Annotated in this window: 14 protein-coding genes and 2 pseudogenes; 8 read left to right on the top strand and 8 right to left on the bottom strand. The window is 69.5% G+C overall.

What is annotated here, in order from left to right:
* Positions 1–94 precede the first annotated feature (94 nt).
* Positions 95–412: pseudogene (locus ACFY2Z_RS40950) on the bottom strand (plasmid stabilization protein); the annotation flags it as partial.
* 66 nt (positions 413–478) lie between these two features.
* Positions 479–667 (bottom strand): hypothetical protein, encoded by a 189-nt coding sequence (locus ACFY2Z_RS40945; RefSeq protein ID WP_390749078.1) that lies wholly within the window; start codon positions 665–667, stop codon positions 479–481.
* Between the two features lie 144 nt (positions 668–811).
* On the opposite strand from ACFY2Z_RS40945, the gene ACFY2Z_RS40940 reads away from it, so the two are divergent.
* Positions 812–2,284, top strand: coding sequence for an aminotransferase class I/II-fold pyridoxal phosphate-dependent enzyme (locus tag ACFY2Z_RS40940; protein WP_390749077.1), 1,473 nt, complete (start codon positions 812–814; stop codon positions 2,282–2,284).
* Between the two features lie 146 nt (positions 2,285–2,430).
* Here the strand turns inward: ACFY2Z_RS40940 and ACFY2Z_RS40935 are convergent, their stop codons facing one another.
* Positions 2,431–2,991, bottom strand: coding sequence for a hemerythrin domain-containing protein (locus ACFY2Z_RS40935; protein WP_390749076.1), 561 nt, complete (start codon positions 2,989–2,991; stop codon positions 2,431–2,433).
* A 395-nt stretch (positions 2,992–3,386) separates the two neighbouring features.
* Between ACFY2Z_RS40935 and ACFY2Z_RS40930 the strand changes: the two genes are divergently transcribed.
* Positions 3,387–4,628 carry a SpoIIE family protein phosphatase gene (locus ACFY2Z_RS40930; protein ID WP_390749075.1) on the top strand — a complete coding sequence of 414 codons (1,242 nt, stop codon included), beginning with the start codon at positions 3,387–3,389 and terminating at the stop codon, positions 4,626–4,628.
* A gap of 123 nt (positions 4,629–4,751) precedes the next feature.
* On the opposite strand, the pseudogene ACFY2Z_RS40925 reads toward ACFY2Z_RS40930, so the two are convergent.
* From ACFY2Z_RS40925 to ACFY2Z_RS40915, 3 genes and pseudogenes are all read right to left on the bottom strand, one after another.
* Positions 4,752–4,853 (bottom strand): annotated as a pseudogene (locus ACFY2Z_RS40925) (phosphate transport system regulatory protein PhoU); the annotation flags it as partial.
* A 286-nt stretch (positions 4,854–5,139) separates the two neighbouring features.
* The gene (locus tag ACFY2Z_RS40920) at positions 5,140–5,271 is read right to left on the bottom strand and encodes a hypothetical protein (protein WP_390749074.1); all 132 of its coding nucleotides are present in this window, start codon (positions 5,269–5,271) and stop codon (positions 5,140–5,142) included.
* Positions 5,272–5,533: 262 nt separating this feature from the next.
* Complete coding sequence (locus ACFY2Z_RS40915; RefSeq protein ID WP_390749080.1) at positions 5,534–5,725, bottom strand: DUF6207 family protein; 192 nt, start codon at positions 5,723–5,725, stop codon at positions 5,534–5,536.
* A gap of 168 nt (positions 5,726–5,893) precedes the next feature.
* Between ACFY2Z_RS40915 and ACFY2Z_RS40910 the strand changes: the two genes are divergently transcribed.
* The 4 genes from ACFY2Z_RS40910 (at position 5,894) to ACFY2Z_RS40895 (ending at position 9,456) form a co-directional block, all read left to right on the top strand.
* A complete protein-coding gene (locus tag ACFY2Z_RS40910) occupies positions 5,894–6,778 on the top strand; it encodes an SDR family oxidoreductase (protein WP_390749073.1) in 885 nt (294 codons plus the stop codon).
* A gap of 269 nt (positions 6,779–7,047) precedes the next feature.
* Positions 7,048–7,911 carry a PPK2 family polyphosphate kinase gene (locus tag ACFY2Z_RS40905; protein WP_390749072.1) on the top strand — a complete coding sequence of 288 codons (864 nt, stop codon included), beginning with the start codon at positions 7,048–7,050 and terminating at the stop codon, positions 7,909–7,911.
* A gap of 149 nt (positions 7,912–8,060) precedes the next feature.
* The gene (locus tag ACFY2Z_RS40900; protein ID WP_390749071.1) at positions 8,061–8,738 is read left to right on the top strand and encodes a hypothetical protein; all 678 of its coding nucleotides are present in this window, start codon (positions 8,061–8,063) and stop codon (positions 8,736–8,738) included.
* Between the two features lie 100 nt (positions 8,739–8,838).
* Positions 8,839–9,456 carry a hypothetical protein gene (locus tag ACFY2Z_RS40895; RefSeq protein WP_390749079.1) on the top strand — a complete coding sequence of 206 codons (618 nt, stop codon included), beginning with the start codon at positions 8,839–8,841 and terminating at the stop codon, positions 9,454–9,456.
* A 125-nt stretch (positions 9,457–9,581) separates the two neighbouring features.
* Here ACFY2Z_RS40895 and ACFY2Z_RS40890 read toward each other — a convergent pair whose 3' ends face one another.
* Complete coding sequence (locus ACFY2Z_RS40890; protein ID WP_390749070.1) at positions 9,582–10,028, bottom strand: DUF1772 domain-containing protein; 447 nt, start codon at positions 10,026–10,028, stop codon at positions 9,582–9,584.
* A 92-nt stretch (positions 10,029–10,120) separates the two neighbouring features.
* On the opposite strand from ACFY2Z_RS40890, the gene ACFY2Z_RS40885 reads away from it, so the two are divergent.
* On the top strand, positions 10,121–10,699 hold the full coding sequence (locus ACFY2Z_RS40885) for a TetR/AcrR family transcriptional regulator (protein ID WP_390749069.1): 579 nt from the start codon (positions 10,121–10,123) through the stop codon (positions 10,697–10,699).
* A 287-nt stretch (positions 10,700–10,986) separates the two neighbouring features.
* Positions 10,987–12,702: a SpoIIE family protein phosphatase gene (locus tag ACFY2Z_RS40880; protein ID WP_390749068.1), complete on the top strand. Its 1,716-nt coding sequence runs from the start codon at positions 10,987–10,989 to the stop codon at positions 12,700–12,702.
* 59 nt (positions 12,703–12,761) lie between these two features.
* Here ACFY2Z_RS40880 and ACFY2Z_RS40875 read toward each other — a convergent pair whose 3' ends face one another.
* Positions 12,762–13,616 (bottom strand): DUF2127 domain-containing protein, encoded by an 855-nt coding sequence (locus tag ACFY2Z_RS40875; protein WP_390749067.1) that lies wholly within the window; start codon positions 13,614–13,616, stop codon positions 12,762–12,764.
* Positions 13,617–13,925: the final 309 nt, after the last annotated feature.

The raw sequence follows: 13,925 nt of genomic DNA, 5'->3' as shown, positions 1-13,925 counted from the left end.
CCGGTGGCCGTTCTCATATCCGGACCCTCACTCCGACGCCGGGACAAACACCCGGATCAGGTGGGAACCGGTACACCACTTCCAGGGACGCAACCAGGGCATTCTCCAGTTGCTGCTTGGTCATCGAGGAGCGGCCGTGGATGTTGCGCTTTTTGGCCTCTTCGTACAGCTGGTCCTTGGTGGGTCCTTCCGCGCCGCTGTGGGAGCGCTGCCCACCGCGCTGGGGAGCCGACTTCGAATCACGCGTGGAGGTCCTGCTGGCGCTCTTCGACTCACCGGACCTTGCCCGTTCCTTGTTGACGGTCCGCGCGGCGATCTCCTTGGCCCGCTTGGTGGACTCGCCGCGGTCCTCGGCGCTCTTCTTGATGTGCTCGTACTGCCGCTCGCGCTTGGAAGTGGATCCAGCCGGCATGATGCTGCTCCTTTCCTGTGTGCCAGAACTCACCTCGACGTACCGCGAAGGACGCTCGGTCCGGTGTCACGGATGGTCGGGCTGCTGTTCGGGCGGCACACCGCCGCCCTTTCCCCCGCCCTTGCTGCCCTTGTCCGTGCCGTGGGCGCGGCCGCCCTTCTCCCGGGCCTCCTGGGCCTTGAGCTCGGCACTGGGCTGCGGTGTGGCGCCACCCTTGTTCCTGCGCCGTTGTTCGGGCTCCTGTGGATTCGACATGGGCGGCACCCCTCTCCCGTCAGTTTTCGTTCACGACCACGAGTCCCCCGAAACGCACCCGCCCCACGCACATGGCCGTCATCCGCCACTCGCCTGGACGACCTCCCGGACATGCCGACCGCGGTTTCGGGAACCGTGTCACCCATGGGGCTCGACCACGATGAGGCACCCGTCCTCGACGCACTCGCCCGCTATCACGACGCCGACGAGCTGGGCTTCACACCACCCGGGCACAAGCAGGCCCGTGGTGCGGACCCGCGCGCCCGGGCCGTGCTGGGGGACGCCGTGTTCTTCGGCGACCTCCTGGCCAACGGCGGTCTCGACGACCGGCTCGCCCGCGCCCGTGTACTGGAACGGGCCGAGGACCTGTTGGCCGACGCGGTGCATGCCGACCACACGTTCTTCTCGACGTGCGGCAGTTCCCTGTCGGTGAAGGCCGCCATGCTGGCGGTGACCTGCCCCGGCCATCGGCTGCTGGTCGGGCGCGACGCGCACAAGTCGGTGATCTCCGGGCTCATCCTGTCCGGCGTCGAGCCGATATGGGTGGAACCCCAGTGGGACGCCGTGCGCCACATCGCCCATCCCCCCTCGGCAGCCGCCTACGACAACGCGTTCACCCAGCATCCCGATGCCGACGGCGCCCTGGTCACCAGTCCGACCCCGTACGGAGCCGCAGCCGACCTGACGGGTATCGCCGAGGCCTGTCACCGCCGCGGCAAGCCGCTCATCGTGGACGAGGCATGGGGCGCGCATCTGCCCTTCCACGACGACCTGCCGTCATGGGCCATGGACGCAGGCGCCGACATCTGTGTCACCAGCATCCACAAGATGGGCAGCGGACTGGAGCAGGGCTCGGTGTTCCACCTCCAGGGCGACCTCATCGATCCGGCCGAGCTGGCCTCGCGGGCCGACCTCCTCAGCACGACAAGTCCCAACGTCCTGCTATACGCCGGTATTGACGCCTGGCGCCGGCAGATGGTCCAGCACGGCCGCGCACTCATCGGCCGGGCCCTGGAACTGGCCGCACGCACCCGCGCCGCCATCGAGTCGATCGGCGGATTCCACGTCAACGACGCCGCCGACTTCTGCGGCCCCGACCTCGCCGCAGACTTCGACCCCCTGCCCCTCGTGATGGACATCAGCGAACTGGGCACCACCGGCTACCGGGCGGCCGACTGGCTGCGCGAGAACCACCACATCGACGCTCACCTGTCCGACCACCGGCGCATCAGCGCCCAGCTCACCCACGCAGACGACGAACACACCACCGTGCGCCTCCTCACGGCCCTGCGCGACCTGGCCCACCACGCCACCGGCCTGCGGGACGCGCCCCAGGTCGCCGTCCCATCGCCAGCCGACCTGCGCATGGACCAGGTCCGGCTGCCCCGCGACGCCTACTTCGACCGGCACGCCAAGGTCCCCGTCGAAGAGGCTGCCGGCAGGATCGCCGCCGAGATGATCACCCCCTACCCGCCCGGCATCCCCGTCGTCCTGCCCGGCGAACGCCTGACCGAGCCCGTACTGCAATACCTGACCACCGGCGTCGCGGCCGGCATGTTCCTGCCCGACGCAGCCGACCAGCGACTGACCACCGTGCGCGTCGTCGCGCAGCCCTGAACCTGGTCGCACCGATTACGTGCTTTGGACGAGGCGGGCCTGTTCGGCGGGACTAACCTCCCGATGGCAGCCGGGGCCGGAACGAACCTTCGCAGCCGGCCCGGCTGCCCACGGCTTCTGCCCGCTGTCGGTTGCGGAACGGTCGGTCAGGACTTGCCGCGGCCGGTGACGAAGTCACGGGCCCGGTCGACCAGGCCGACGCCCGGCGCGAGGAGCTTGCTCGCCGTCGGCGTGTCGGGGGCGGCGGGGTGCGGCCGCGTCGGCGCCATGGCTTTGGCCCGCCGAACCTTCTCCCCGAGATCGCCGAGCATCTCGGAGGAACAGGCCTGGCGCAGCAAGGGGAAGAGGTTGTCCTCCTCGTCCTCGACGTGGGCGGCCACCTCCTCCATGAGCTGCTGCAGCAGCGGACTCATCCGGGAGTCGTCAGCATTCGTCTTCTCCAGCTCTTTCAGGAGTTTCTCGACTCGGCTGTGATCGGCGATCTCCTTGTCCGCGATCCGGTCGCCGCCCTCGACGTGCTCGCGCACCGCCGGATACAGGTACTGCTCCTCAGCCACCGAGTGCCGCACCAGCTCGATCGTGACCTCGTCGACGAGATCACGCAGCTCCTGGCCACCACCAGTCATCCCCTGAATTCTGGCGAAGATGTCCTCGACCTCCCGGTGATCGGCCATCAGTTCCTCAATGACGTTCCCGCCATGCCCCATCGCGCATCCGCCTCTCGTCCGTCTGCCAGGGCCGGCGCGTCCCGACCCACAGAGACTGATCCCCGACCCGGCGGACCCATGCGCGGCCAGACCACTCGCCTCACCCGAACAGGGGGCACGGAGCACGCCAAAAACAGGACAGGCTCACTTCTTAATCCGACCCGACCAGTGGTCACCGCCACGGGCCGCCGTGATCTTCTTCTTCGGTCAGGTACCTGGAGCTCAGAGGACCGGCTCTGGGAGCGTGACGATCGGGACAGTGCGGCCAGGGAACGCGCAGCGTCTGACCTGCGGATACCGACACTCCGAGGTCCCTGCCCTACCGGTGCGCCGATCAGAAGCACGCATAGTGGACCCGGAGAGGGGGTGCCGAAGGAGAGAACGGGAGAGCGTCCGTGACCACACCGCCGATCGATTACCAGGCGTTGTTCGCTGCCGCCCCCAGCCCGTACCTGGTGCTGGGCCCGGAACTCGTCATCCTCGACGTCAACGAGGCCTATTGCCGAGCGACCGGCCTCACGCGGGACTACCTGATGGGGCGATACATCTTCGATGCGTTCCCCGACAACCCGGCGGATCCCGAAGCCAACGGGGTGCGCAACCTCGACGCCTCCCTGCACCGGGTCCTGCGCTCGCAGCAGCCGGACACGATGGGAGTGCAGAAGTATGACATCCCCGTACCCGACCACCCGGGGCTGTTCGAGGAACGGTGGTGGTCCCCGATCAACACCCCCGTCTTCGGGCCCGACGGCCTGTTGGCCTGGATCGTCCACCGGGTGGAAGACGTCACCGAGTTCGTGCTCTCCCGTGCCGCCCGCGCGCAACCGGGGCAGGCGCTCAGCGAGCGGGAAGCCATGGAGGCCGAACTGTATGCGCGGGCGCGCGAGCTGCAACTGGCCAATGAGCAGTTGCGGCAGGCCCACGCCCGGGAGCGGAAGGTCGCTGTCACCCTCCAGGAGGCGATGATGCAGGCGCCGGACCTGGCCGGGCACCCGAACATCGCGGTGCGCTACCTGCCCGCGACCAAAGGCCTCAACGTGTGCGGGGACTGGTACGACGTAGTGGACCTGCCCGACGACGCCTTCTCCGTCGCGGTGGGCGACGTGGTGGGCCACGGCCTGGAAGCCGCCGCTGCCATGGGCATGCTCCGCAGCGCGCTGTCCGCCGCCGTCCGGGCCCTGAACCAGCCCGCCAAGGCGATGGAGGTACTGGGCCTGTATGCCCAATCGGTCAAAGGAGCCCTGGCCACCACCGCGGTCAAAGCGGTCATCGACACCCGCCACCGGCACATCACCTACAGCAGTGCCGGCCACCCCCCGCCGGTCCTGGTCCACCCCGATGGCACCTCCGACCTACTCGACCAGGCCACCGACCCACCCCTCGGGGTCCGCCAGCAATACGTTCCGCGCCCTCAGGCCAACCTGCCCTACACCCCCGGCGACACCCTCGTCCTCTACACCGACGGGCTCATCGAACGCCGAGGAGAAGACATCGACACCGGCCTGAACCGGCTTACCGACGCCCTCGCCGACAACCGCCGGCTCAGCCCGGACCACCTGGCCGACGTCCTGCTGTCCCGCCTCGGAGTCAGCAGCGGCGGACACGACGACATCGCCTTGGTCGTCGCCCGCCTGTAATCACGGCTGCGTCACCGACGTCGGGAACGGGTCTGTTCCAGACTGCACCGCGTCGTCCTGAACGAGCCCGGTGCCAGAGGTGAACAGTCCCCGGTTCAGAAAGCGCGTCGAGGTATGCCCTCCGGCGAGGGCGCTTGAACGCTCCAAGTCCGCGCTCATGCGCAGCGAGGTGACCACCATCCCCAGGTCTGCGGCAACGGAGTGCTGCCCGGGCAACACCGCGATCGTTCCGCCGTGGCCGGCAGCTCCCGGAGATCCCCGACAGCTCCGTAAGCCCAGATCGGACAGAGAGCTCGTGCCAGTCAGCCGCAGTACTTGGGCGACCCGTGGAGTCGTGACTCCGGTCAGCACGAAGTCCACCCCCGTGGCGAGGGCCTGTCGGCGTGTCCACAACAGGGCATCCCCCGTGCGCTCACGAAACGTGACTTCGCGCAGGTCCATCACCAGCTGCCGGATCTTCTTGGCCAGACATCCGCGGAGCGGGTTCCGCAACTCGAGGGTCGCGCGAAGGTCAGTGGTGCCTGGTCTTCAGCAGCATGACCACGAGGGTCACAAACAGAATCGCGAACATGATGGCGTACCACGGGAAGAGCGCTTCCGCTCCGTCCGCTACGCAGGGGAGTTTTCCGCATGCGAGGTTCATGGGGATCGCCTCCTTCTGGAAAGCCAGCGGAAACGGCAGATTCCATGCTTCCGGGTACCCTCGGCGGGCTTTCCGTCACCGCCCGAATCGCATTGCGTCGGGCACCCACGGAGCCATGCCGTGGTCGCCGGGATGGTCGTACCCCCGACCACGCGTCCGACCACGATCGGTGAAGCCCCAGCTGCCAGGCGTCGGTGGCCGCGCCGCGTCGATCGGTCCGGCGACGGCCCGACCGATGCCCGCAGGCTGCGCCCGACCACGACTATGGCCTGGCCCGAGCACCCCGACCACGGCAGGTCAGTCGAGTTCCTGGCGCAGTTTCATCGGCGTTACGGGTTGTGCGGCCTGCCGTCGCGGTCGCCCACCGGGCGCCGAGCGCCTTCTGGAAGGCGAACTCCGTCGCATCATCGGCAGCCGCCACCTCCTCCACCACGACCAGCCCCGGCCCCGCCACGTGCCTGCCCCGGGGCCGGCCGAAGACGGACGTGTCGATCACGCACCGCGGGAAACCCGAGGGGTCGCGGACGCGGATTCCGAGCCGCACACCGCCGCGCCGTTGCGGTCGGGTGCGGAAGGTCCGCCCCGCGCAGGACCACCGCACCGGCAGGAGAGCAGGGACGACGTGAAGCACAGCGAACCGCAGCACCCCGGCGAACAGTACCCCCGCCCGGACTTCCCCCAGCAGGACCAGGCGCACCCCGGCTGGACGGGCCCGATGGACCCGCCGCCTGACCACGGAGAGGAGTCCTACCGCGGAAGCGGACTGCTGGCGGACCGCAAGACCGTCGTGACCGGGGGAGACTCCGGGATCGGCCGGGCGGTGTCGCTGGCTTTCGCCCGCGAGGGGGCAGACGTGCTGTTCACGCACCTGCCCGAGGAGGACAACGAGGCGCGCGAGACGGCTCGCCTGGTCGAGGAGGCCGGCCGCAAGGCGGTCCCCGTGGTCTGCGACATCCGCGAGGAGGAGCAGTGTGACCGGCTGGTCGAGCGGGCTCTCGCCGAGTTCGGGCGGATCGACATCCTGGTCAACAACGCCGCGTACCAGATGTCCCAGCCCGACGGCATCCAGGCCATCACCACCGAGCAGTTCGACCGGGTGATGCGCACCAATCTCTACGGGATGTTCTGGCTGTGCAAGAAGGCGCTGCCCCATATGCCTCCCGGCGGCTCCGTCATCAACAGCGCCTCCGTACAGGCGTACAAACCCAGTCCGCACCTGCTCGACTACGCGACGACCAAGGGCGGCATCGTGACGTTCACCCAGGGTCTCGCCCAGATGGTCGCGGCTGACGGGATCCGGGTCAATGCGGTCGCTCCCGGGCCGGTCTGGACGCCACTGATCCCCGCGACCCTGCCGGACACCACCGAGTTCGGAAAGCAGGCCCCCCTGGGCCGGCCCGCCCAGCCGGCCGAGATAGCCCCCGCTTATGTCTTCCTCGCCTCCCCGCGGGCGAGCTACATCACCGCCGAGATCGTCAACGCCACGGGCGGTACGCCCCTGCCCTGACCGCCGCGGGCGCCAGGCGCTCGCCCCCTGCCTCGGGACGCGCTTCGAGGCCCGGTTCGGGGAACCCGGCCGTCATGACCGAGCACACCGGAGCCCAGGCGTCGTACTGGATCGAGAGACCACGCCGTGGCTTCCCCGTCCGGCCCTCACCGAGGACCCCACGGTCGACGTGGCCGTGATCGGGGCGGGGATGGCGGGGCTCGGCACCGTAGCGCGGTCCGTCGTCCAGAGCACCATCGGGGGGAACCGACGCGAGGAGGAGGTGCGCCATGGTGAGCAAGCGCGACGAGGCCCCGCTGCGTGACCTGCTCCGCCTCCCCGTCGGCGAGCCGGTCGACCTGTCCGCATACGACACCGGCTTGACCCCCGGCGGCCCCGACGACAAGGCCGCCGGGCTCGCGGCCACCGCCCTGATGGGCAGGGAGCTGGCTGGCCTGCAGGAACGCCTGTGGGCGGCGGCGACGGCCGGGGACCGCCGACGGATCCTGCTGGTGCTGCAGGGCATGGACACCAGCGGCAAGGGCGGCACGGTCAAGCACGTCGTCGGCCTATTCAACCCGGCGGGCTGCCGCATCCGCGCCTTCAAGGCCCCCACTTGCCAGGAGCGGCAGCACGACTTCCTCTGGCGGGTGGCGAAGGCGCTCCCGCGTTCCGGCGAGATAGGCATCTTCGACCGCTCGCACTACGAGGACGTTCTGATCGCCAAGGTCCGCTCCTTGGCCCCGATCGGCGAGTTCGAGAGCCGTTATGACCGGATCAACGGATTCGAGACGTCCCTGACGGACGACGGGGTGACGATCATCAAGTGCTTCCTGCACATCTCGTTCGACGAACAGCTGCGCCGACTGCTGAAACGCCTCGACACACCGCACAAGCGGTGGAAGTTCAACCCCGGAGACATCGGCGAACGGGCCCGGTGGCCGGCCTACCAGCGGGCGTACGAGGTGGCCCTGACCCGCTGCGCGACCCCGGCCGCGCCTTGGTACCGGGTCCCTGCCGACCACAAGTGGTACCGCAACTGGGCCATCAGCAGGCTCCTGCTGGAATACCTGCGCGAGCTGGACCCCCAGTACCCGGCGGCGGACTTCGACGTGGAGGAGTGTCGTGCTCTGCTGCTGGCGGGGGAGGGCTGACTCGCGGGAGCGGTGGCAGCCGGGTGGGGGCGGTGATGGCCACGGAACAGGCCAGCTCGGCCGCCGTGAGGCGGGAATCACTGGCGTACCAGGGGGTACGAGGTGGGCAGGCGGTCATCGGAACGCGCCGCCGAAACGGAGGCCGCGCTATGTCCCCCGAGATGAAGACCCATGCGTGGTCGCTGGTCTCCCCTTCCGTCGCGGACCAGCTGATCGACGCAGTTTCGCGCATCCAGGTCCGTGATCTGAACACGTTGCGTCGGCACTTCCCCGCCCTGGGTCCCGAGGAGGTCGCCGACCGGCTGGTCGTCGGCGCCGTGCGGGGCACCGAGGCCGTGGGGGCGAGCGTGGGCACTGCCGCGGCGCTGCCCACTCCTCCCGCGATGCCCGCCGAACTCGCCGCGAGCATCCTTGGGACGGCGGCGGTCGAATGCAAGCTCATCGCCGAACTGCACGAGGTGTACGGCCTGCGCGCCCCGGGGACCGCTCGACAGCGTGCCGCACTGTATCTCGCGGAGTGGACCGAAGGGCGCGGCCTGAACGTCGCGAAGCCGGCCTCCGCGGTCACTCTCATGCTCAGCGTGCGCGTGAGAAAGGAATTGCGCCGCCGGCTTATCGGGCTCACCGTCCGGAGGATCCCCATGCTGACGCCCTTCATGGTCGGCGCGGCCATTGGCGCCTCGCTGAACCGCTACGACACTGCAAGGCTCGCCCGGCGCATCCGTGCCGACCTGCGCGCGCGTCGAGTGCCGTGGGAGGCGCTGCCGGGACAGCAGCCGGGACCCACAGCTGCGGGCTCCGGAGCCGCCACCCCGCCGGAGCACTGATTGGACATGTTCGAACAGCCCAAGGGCCGCGCAGACCGCGTCGTGATCCCGACGCCGCCCCCGGCACGGCAAGTCCCGCCGCGCCTCCCCCTGGGCACCACTGTGGTACCTGCGCCGGCACCCCGACCGCCGCATCATGATCGCGTCCTGCTCCGGAGACCTCGCCGAGGAACACTCCCGGTGGGTCCGCGACGCCATCGAGACGTGGGGCGACGAGCTCGGCATCGACGTCAACCCTTCCAGCCGGGCCGCGATGCGCTTCGACATAGCAGGGCACCAGGGCGGCCTCGTCGCAGCCGGCATCGGCGGCAGCCTCACCGGCAAGGGTGTCACCATCGCCCCCGTCGACGACCCCGTGCAGGACATGGCCTCCGCCGACTCGCCCAGCATGCGCCGCAAGACGGGGGAGTGGTGGCCGTCCGTCCTGCAGACCCGCCTCGAACCCGACGGCGCGATCTGCGTCGATCGGGGGAAAGTCGCCGCCGCAGCCCTCGTGTGCGCTGCCGTTGTGGCCGACGTGATCCTGCTGCGTCCCGCTTCGCACACGGCGCCCGCAGCGCCCACCTCGGACCAGATCAAAGCCTCCGCTCAGGCCCGCCTGGACCACTCCCTCGACGCGGGGCGCACCGCGCGGACGAACCTGCGGGCCTCGGTGACCTGGATCAAAGACCTCACCCGAACCAGAGCCGAGAGCCGCGCAGGTGACCCAGGGGCGTAGCTTGTCGGGAGCGCAGTTGTGGGCTCTCAGCGACAGTCGCATTCCCGGATGTCGGGGTTTCGGTGGCCTGTTGCCGCCAGGGGAGCGGGGATTGTGCGCCGCCGGCGCGGTGTCGGCCCGCGGGGTCAGGCGAGGGCGGCGACGAGCAGGGTGAAGGCGGCGATGATGACGGCGACGCGGACGTAGTGGAAGCGGTCCCAGCGGTTCATCTGCTCCTTCCAGTCCTCGGGCCGGTTCTCGGGGGTCCACGTCTTGCCCTGGTTGTTGATCGGGACGAGCAGCAGGAGCGACATGACCACGCTCAGGATCAGCAGCGCGGCGGCGATGACGACCAGGCCGGCGCCGGGGTGATGCCATCCGGCGATGGCCCAGAGCGCGCTCAGGACGAGCGAGCCGATGTACCAGACCGGCATCACGGCGCCGAGCATCCGGCCCCCGTGGGAGCGGGCCAGCTGGTTACTGTCCTCGGGGAGGGCGTTGAAGATCGGGTTCATGACGAAGGCGACGGAGAACTCCACCCCCACCATCAGGCCGACGACCACAGTGGTGAAGACCTCAAGTGCGTTGAGCATGGCTGCCCCTCCTGAAATCTAGTGGCGCTAGATGATGAGGCAACGCTAGTGCTGCTGACGCTTGCTTGTCTAGCGGTGCTAGGATCGCATCCATGTCGGTACAGGAACGCAAGGAGCGTGAACGGGCGGTCCGTGAGCGCCTCATCGTGGCCACGGCCCGCGAACTCGCCGAGCAGCAGGGCTGGGACGCGGTCACCACCCGTCGGCTCGCCGAGCGCATCGAATACAGCCAGCCCGTCCTCTACAGCCATTTCCGCGGCAAGCGTGAGATCATCGGCGCCGTCGCCCTGGAGGGTGCCGCCGAGCTGGCCGCGGCGGTGCGGGCCGCGGCCTCCGCCGCGGACGGCCCGCGTGAGCGGGTCGCCGCCCTCGCCCGCGCCTACCTCGACTTCGCCGAGCGCAACCCGGCTGTCTACGACGCCATGTTCCAGCTCGACGGCGGCCTGGCGTTCGCGGCCGAGGACACCCCGGAACCTCTCAAGGACGCCTTCGCTGCGTTGCTGGAGAGCCTGAGCGAGGTCGCCGGGGACGGCATCCACCCGGGGCTGTTCACCGAGCTGTTCTGGGCGGCCCTGCACGGGGTGGCGACGCTGACCCGGGCGGGACGGCTGCCGCCGGAGTACCTCGAGCCGAGGGTGGAGCTGCTGGTGGATCGGTTCGCCGTCACCTGATGGGACTCATCGGGTCGTGAGTGAGACTCGATGAGTGGCCGCCAGCAGGTGAGCACTGCCCTCACCTGAGCCGTTCGAGCTCTGGTGTCACACCGTGCCCCTGCTGGTCGGCCGGGAGGCCGGACTGCTGATGGGATGGCGTGTCCGCCACGCTGCGTGGCAAGAGTGCGACAAGGGCGACGCGGCACTCGGGCCCTGGCCCGTGGAATTTCCGGCTGCGACTATGAGGCCAGGGCCGCTTCCGCGAAGGGATCGGAGCGGCGGACGGATGACCGAGGGAGACGCGGATGGCCGACGCGCAGGAAGCACCGGTTGGGTCCCGGTCCGGGAATGCGCTCGGTGGTGTCCTGGACGTGGCCGAGGCGGGCGCGTACGCGGTGGACGACCAGGGCAAGATCATCGCGGTGAATTCGGCAGCGGAACGGCTGCTGGCCCGTCCGTCGAAGTACTTGCTGGGTCGGGACGCGCATGACGTGCTGCACCGCGATGCCGGGGGTAAGCCGCAAGAGCGCGCCGGATGCCCGCTGCTGCGCGCCACGCTGGCCGGGCGCACCACGCCGGAGCAGGCGGGCTGGTACGCGCGTGGGGACGCCTCGGTCCTGTCGGTGTCGTGGCTGGCCACGCCGTTCATGCGCAACGACGAGACCACCGGAACACTGGTGATCTTCCACCAGCGCTCCGCGTCCGAGGCCGACCGCGAACAGGGACTGGCCGCCGCGTCGCTGTCCGATCTGGAGCGCCTGGCCCTGCTGGCCGAGACGACCTCGCGCCTGACCTCGACCCTGGACCCCGACCAGGCACTGCGCCGGCTCGCTCACATCGTCGTCCCCCGGCTGGCGGACTGGATGATCGTGGACCTGCTGGGCGAGAGCGACGACGTCCAGCGCGCCCTCGTCGCGCACTACGGCAACGGCCATCTCACCGAGCGGACGGACCTGTGCGGCCCCCTCCCGCCCGTCCCCGACGACTCGCCCCTCCCTCTGTCCCGGGCGCTGCGTGGGGCGGCCTCGACTGTGGCGACCCCTGCCACCTACAAGGGAGAACCAGACTCCGGCATCGCGATCGAACAGCGTCGGCTGTTCGACGCCACCGGCATACGCTCCGCGGTCATCGGACCCATTAGGGGCCCGCGGGACGTGCTCGGTGCCCTGACCCTGGGCCGCGCCCAGCGCGAAGCCCCCTTCACCACCGACGACCTGCCCCTGCTGGAGGACATCGCCCGGCGCACCGGCATCAGCCTGGAGAACGCCCGGCTCTACCAGCGCCAGCGGCGGGTCGCGGAAACCATGCAGCGCCACCTCCTGCCGAAACTGCCCACCGTGCCGGGACTGGAGGCGACGGTACGCTACGTGTCGGCCCCCGACGCCTCCCAGGTCGGCGGCGACTGGTACGACATGTTCCCCCTCGGTGACGGGTCCTTTGCCGTGGCCATCGGCGACGTGGTCGGCCACGACCTGGACGCTGCGGCGGGCATGGCCCAGCTCCGCAACATGCTGCGCGCCCACGCCTGGGCACGACACGACGAACCCGGCAAGATCGTCCGCCAACTGGATGAAACCGTCATGCACGTCACCGACGTGTCCATGGCCACGGTCGTGTTCGGCCGGCTCACACACGACCCCGCGACGGGCTGGCTCCTGCAGTGGACCAACGCCGGCCACCCACCGCCGCTGCTCGTCGACTACAACGGCCGCGCCCGCTTCCTCGACCAAGCACACGGCCTCCTGCTGGGCATCGGCACCCCCCACGAGCGCCCCAACGCCACCACCGATCTGCCGCCGAGGTCCACGCTGCTGCTCTACACCGACGGCCTGGTGGAGTCACCGCACTCTCCTCTCGACGAAGGCCTGGAACAGCTCCGCCGACACGCCGCCGCACTCGCCCACCGCCCCCTGAACGCGTTCTGCGACCACCTGCTGCAGCAGGTCCGGCCCGCCGCCAACGACGACGACGTGGCACTGCTCGCCCTGCGCGTACCGGCCCACCAGGTCGGCAACCACTGATGAAACGCACGTCGACGACACCGCACGGTCGGCTCGGCGTGGCGTGGCCGCGACCCGGGTCAACGGTCCGGTCCCGGCAGAACACGCTCGAGCGCCTCCCAGCTGGTGTCTCGTGCCCTTTCCGCCGCTACGGCCTTACCGCCTCCCCGCAGGCCGAACAGGCGTTTGGCGAAGAGCAGGTAGGCGCTGATGGCGGCGTTGATGAGCAGCGTGAGGACCTTGGTAGCCGTGACCCGCCCTCCGGCCAGCTCATAGATTTCCGGCACGAGCAGCACCGTGGTGGCCACAAACGTCAGGTACTCCGCCCAGCGTTTGGTCAGCCACAGCCCGACGGCCTCCACGCCTTCGAGTACCGCGTATCCGGCGAGTACGAGGCCGATCACCCACAGGGTCGTCGAACGAGCGGCGAAGGCCTTGTTCAACTCGCCTAGAAATCCTCGCCCGGCGCTGCCGCTAGGCCCACCCACGCCGTTCTGCAACAAGTCCATCACGCGGTAGAACGAACTCCTGAGCCTGGCGCGCTCGGACGCGAAGGCCAGTACAGCGACCGACAGTACGCCAAGCACCAGAAAGTGCAGCAGGCGGTCGAAGGCGATCAGCCTCAGCACATAACGGTCCCGCAGACTCTTGCCACGCAGCGGAAGGTCGATCTCCTCGCGCCCGGGTGGGAACTCCCGCTCCGGATGCGCGGGTGGGCGCGCCGGCAGCCAGGCGTCGCAGCGCAGACACCGATGCCAGCGCAGTCCGTCTCCTGGCTCTCGCACGAACACGGCGTCTTCGCTCCGCACTCGGGCCGCGTTCGTTCCTTCGAGCCGGTGGCCGCGCCTGCCGCACTCGATAAGTTCGTACCACCACAACTGGTGCCGCTTCGGCCGGGTGCCAGGAGGTGGTTCCCATTCGGTGTGCTCCGTCATGGCCGCATTCTCTTGCCCGCGTATGCTCCCCACGCGGTCCATTCGACCGCGAGTCCTGCGGCGGCGCCTGTCACCTGCCTGTCGTACAGCTCCCCGCGCACCTCGATACGGCCGGACAGCGACGCGCCCGGGCCCAGCCACCCACCCGCAAGCGTTTCCTCAGTTCCTTCGCAGTGTGGGCGCTCTGTGGTCTGCTCACGAAGGGACGCCGCCCGAGCGTGTCTGAAAGATCGTGTAAGTCCGTGATGTGACAGGCTGGCCGAGGCCCAGCCCTGGAGCCTTGACCAGCCGGGACGGACGGACATGGCA

The organism is Streptomyces sp. NPDC001222 (assembly GCF_042896945.1).
GTDB lineage: Bacteria > Actinomycetota > Actinomycetes > Streptomycetales > Streptomycetaceae > Streptomyces > Streptomyces gibsoniae.
Note: the sequence above shows the minus strand (reverse complement) of the source record. Positions and strands in the feature narration are given on the sequence as shown.

What these genes read in the sequence shown, in the direction of transcription:
- ACFY2Z_RS40900 (WP_390749071.1), top strand. Translation starts at nt 8,061, where the DNA reads ATGTCCCCCGAGATGAAGACCCATGCGTGGTCGCTGGTCTCCCCTTCC.
- ACFY2Z_RS40945 (WP_390749078.1), bottom strand. Translation starts at nt 667, where the DNA reads ATGTCGAATCCACAGGAGCCCGAACAACGGCGCAGGAACAAGGGTGGC.
- ACFY2Z_RS40885 (WP_390749069.1), top strand. Translation starts at nt 10,121, where the DNA reads ATGTCGGTACAGGAACGCAAGGAGCGTGAACGGGCGGTCCGTGAGCGC.
- ACFY2Z_RS40920 (WP_390749074.1), bottom strand. Translation starts at nt 5,271, where the DNA reads ATGAACCTCGCATGCGGAAAACTCCCCTGCGTAGCGGACGGAGCGGAA.
- ACFY2Z_RS40940 (WP_390749077.1), top strand. Translation starts at nt 812, where the DNA reads ATGGGGCTCGACCACGATGAGGCACCCGTCCTCGACGCACTCGCCCGC.
- ACFY2Z_RS40880 (WP_390749068.1), top strand. Translation starts at nt 10,987, where the DNA reads ATGGCCGACGCGCAGGAAGCACCGGTTGGGTCCCGGTCCGGGAATGCG.
- ACFY2Z_RS40890 (WP_390749070.1), bottom strand. Translation starts at nt 10,028, where the DNA reads ATGCTCAACGCACTTGAGGTCTTCACCACTGTGGTCGTCGGCCTGATG.
- ACFY2Z_RS40875 (WP_390749067.1), bottom strand. Translation starts at nt 13,616, where the DNA reads ATGACGGAGCACACCGAATGGGAACCACCTCCTGGCACCCGGCCGAAG.
- ACFY2Z_RS40935 (WP_390749076.1), bottom strand. Translation starts at nt 2,991, where the DNA reads ATGGGGCATGGCGGGAACGTCATTGAGGAACTGATGGCCGATCACCGG.
- ACFY2Z_RS40905 (WP_390749072.1), top strand. Translation starts at nt 7,048, where the DNA reads ATGGTGAGCAAGCGCGACGAGGCCCCGCTGCGTGACCTGCTCCGCCTC.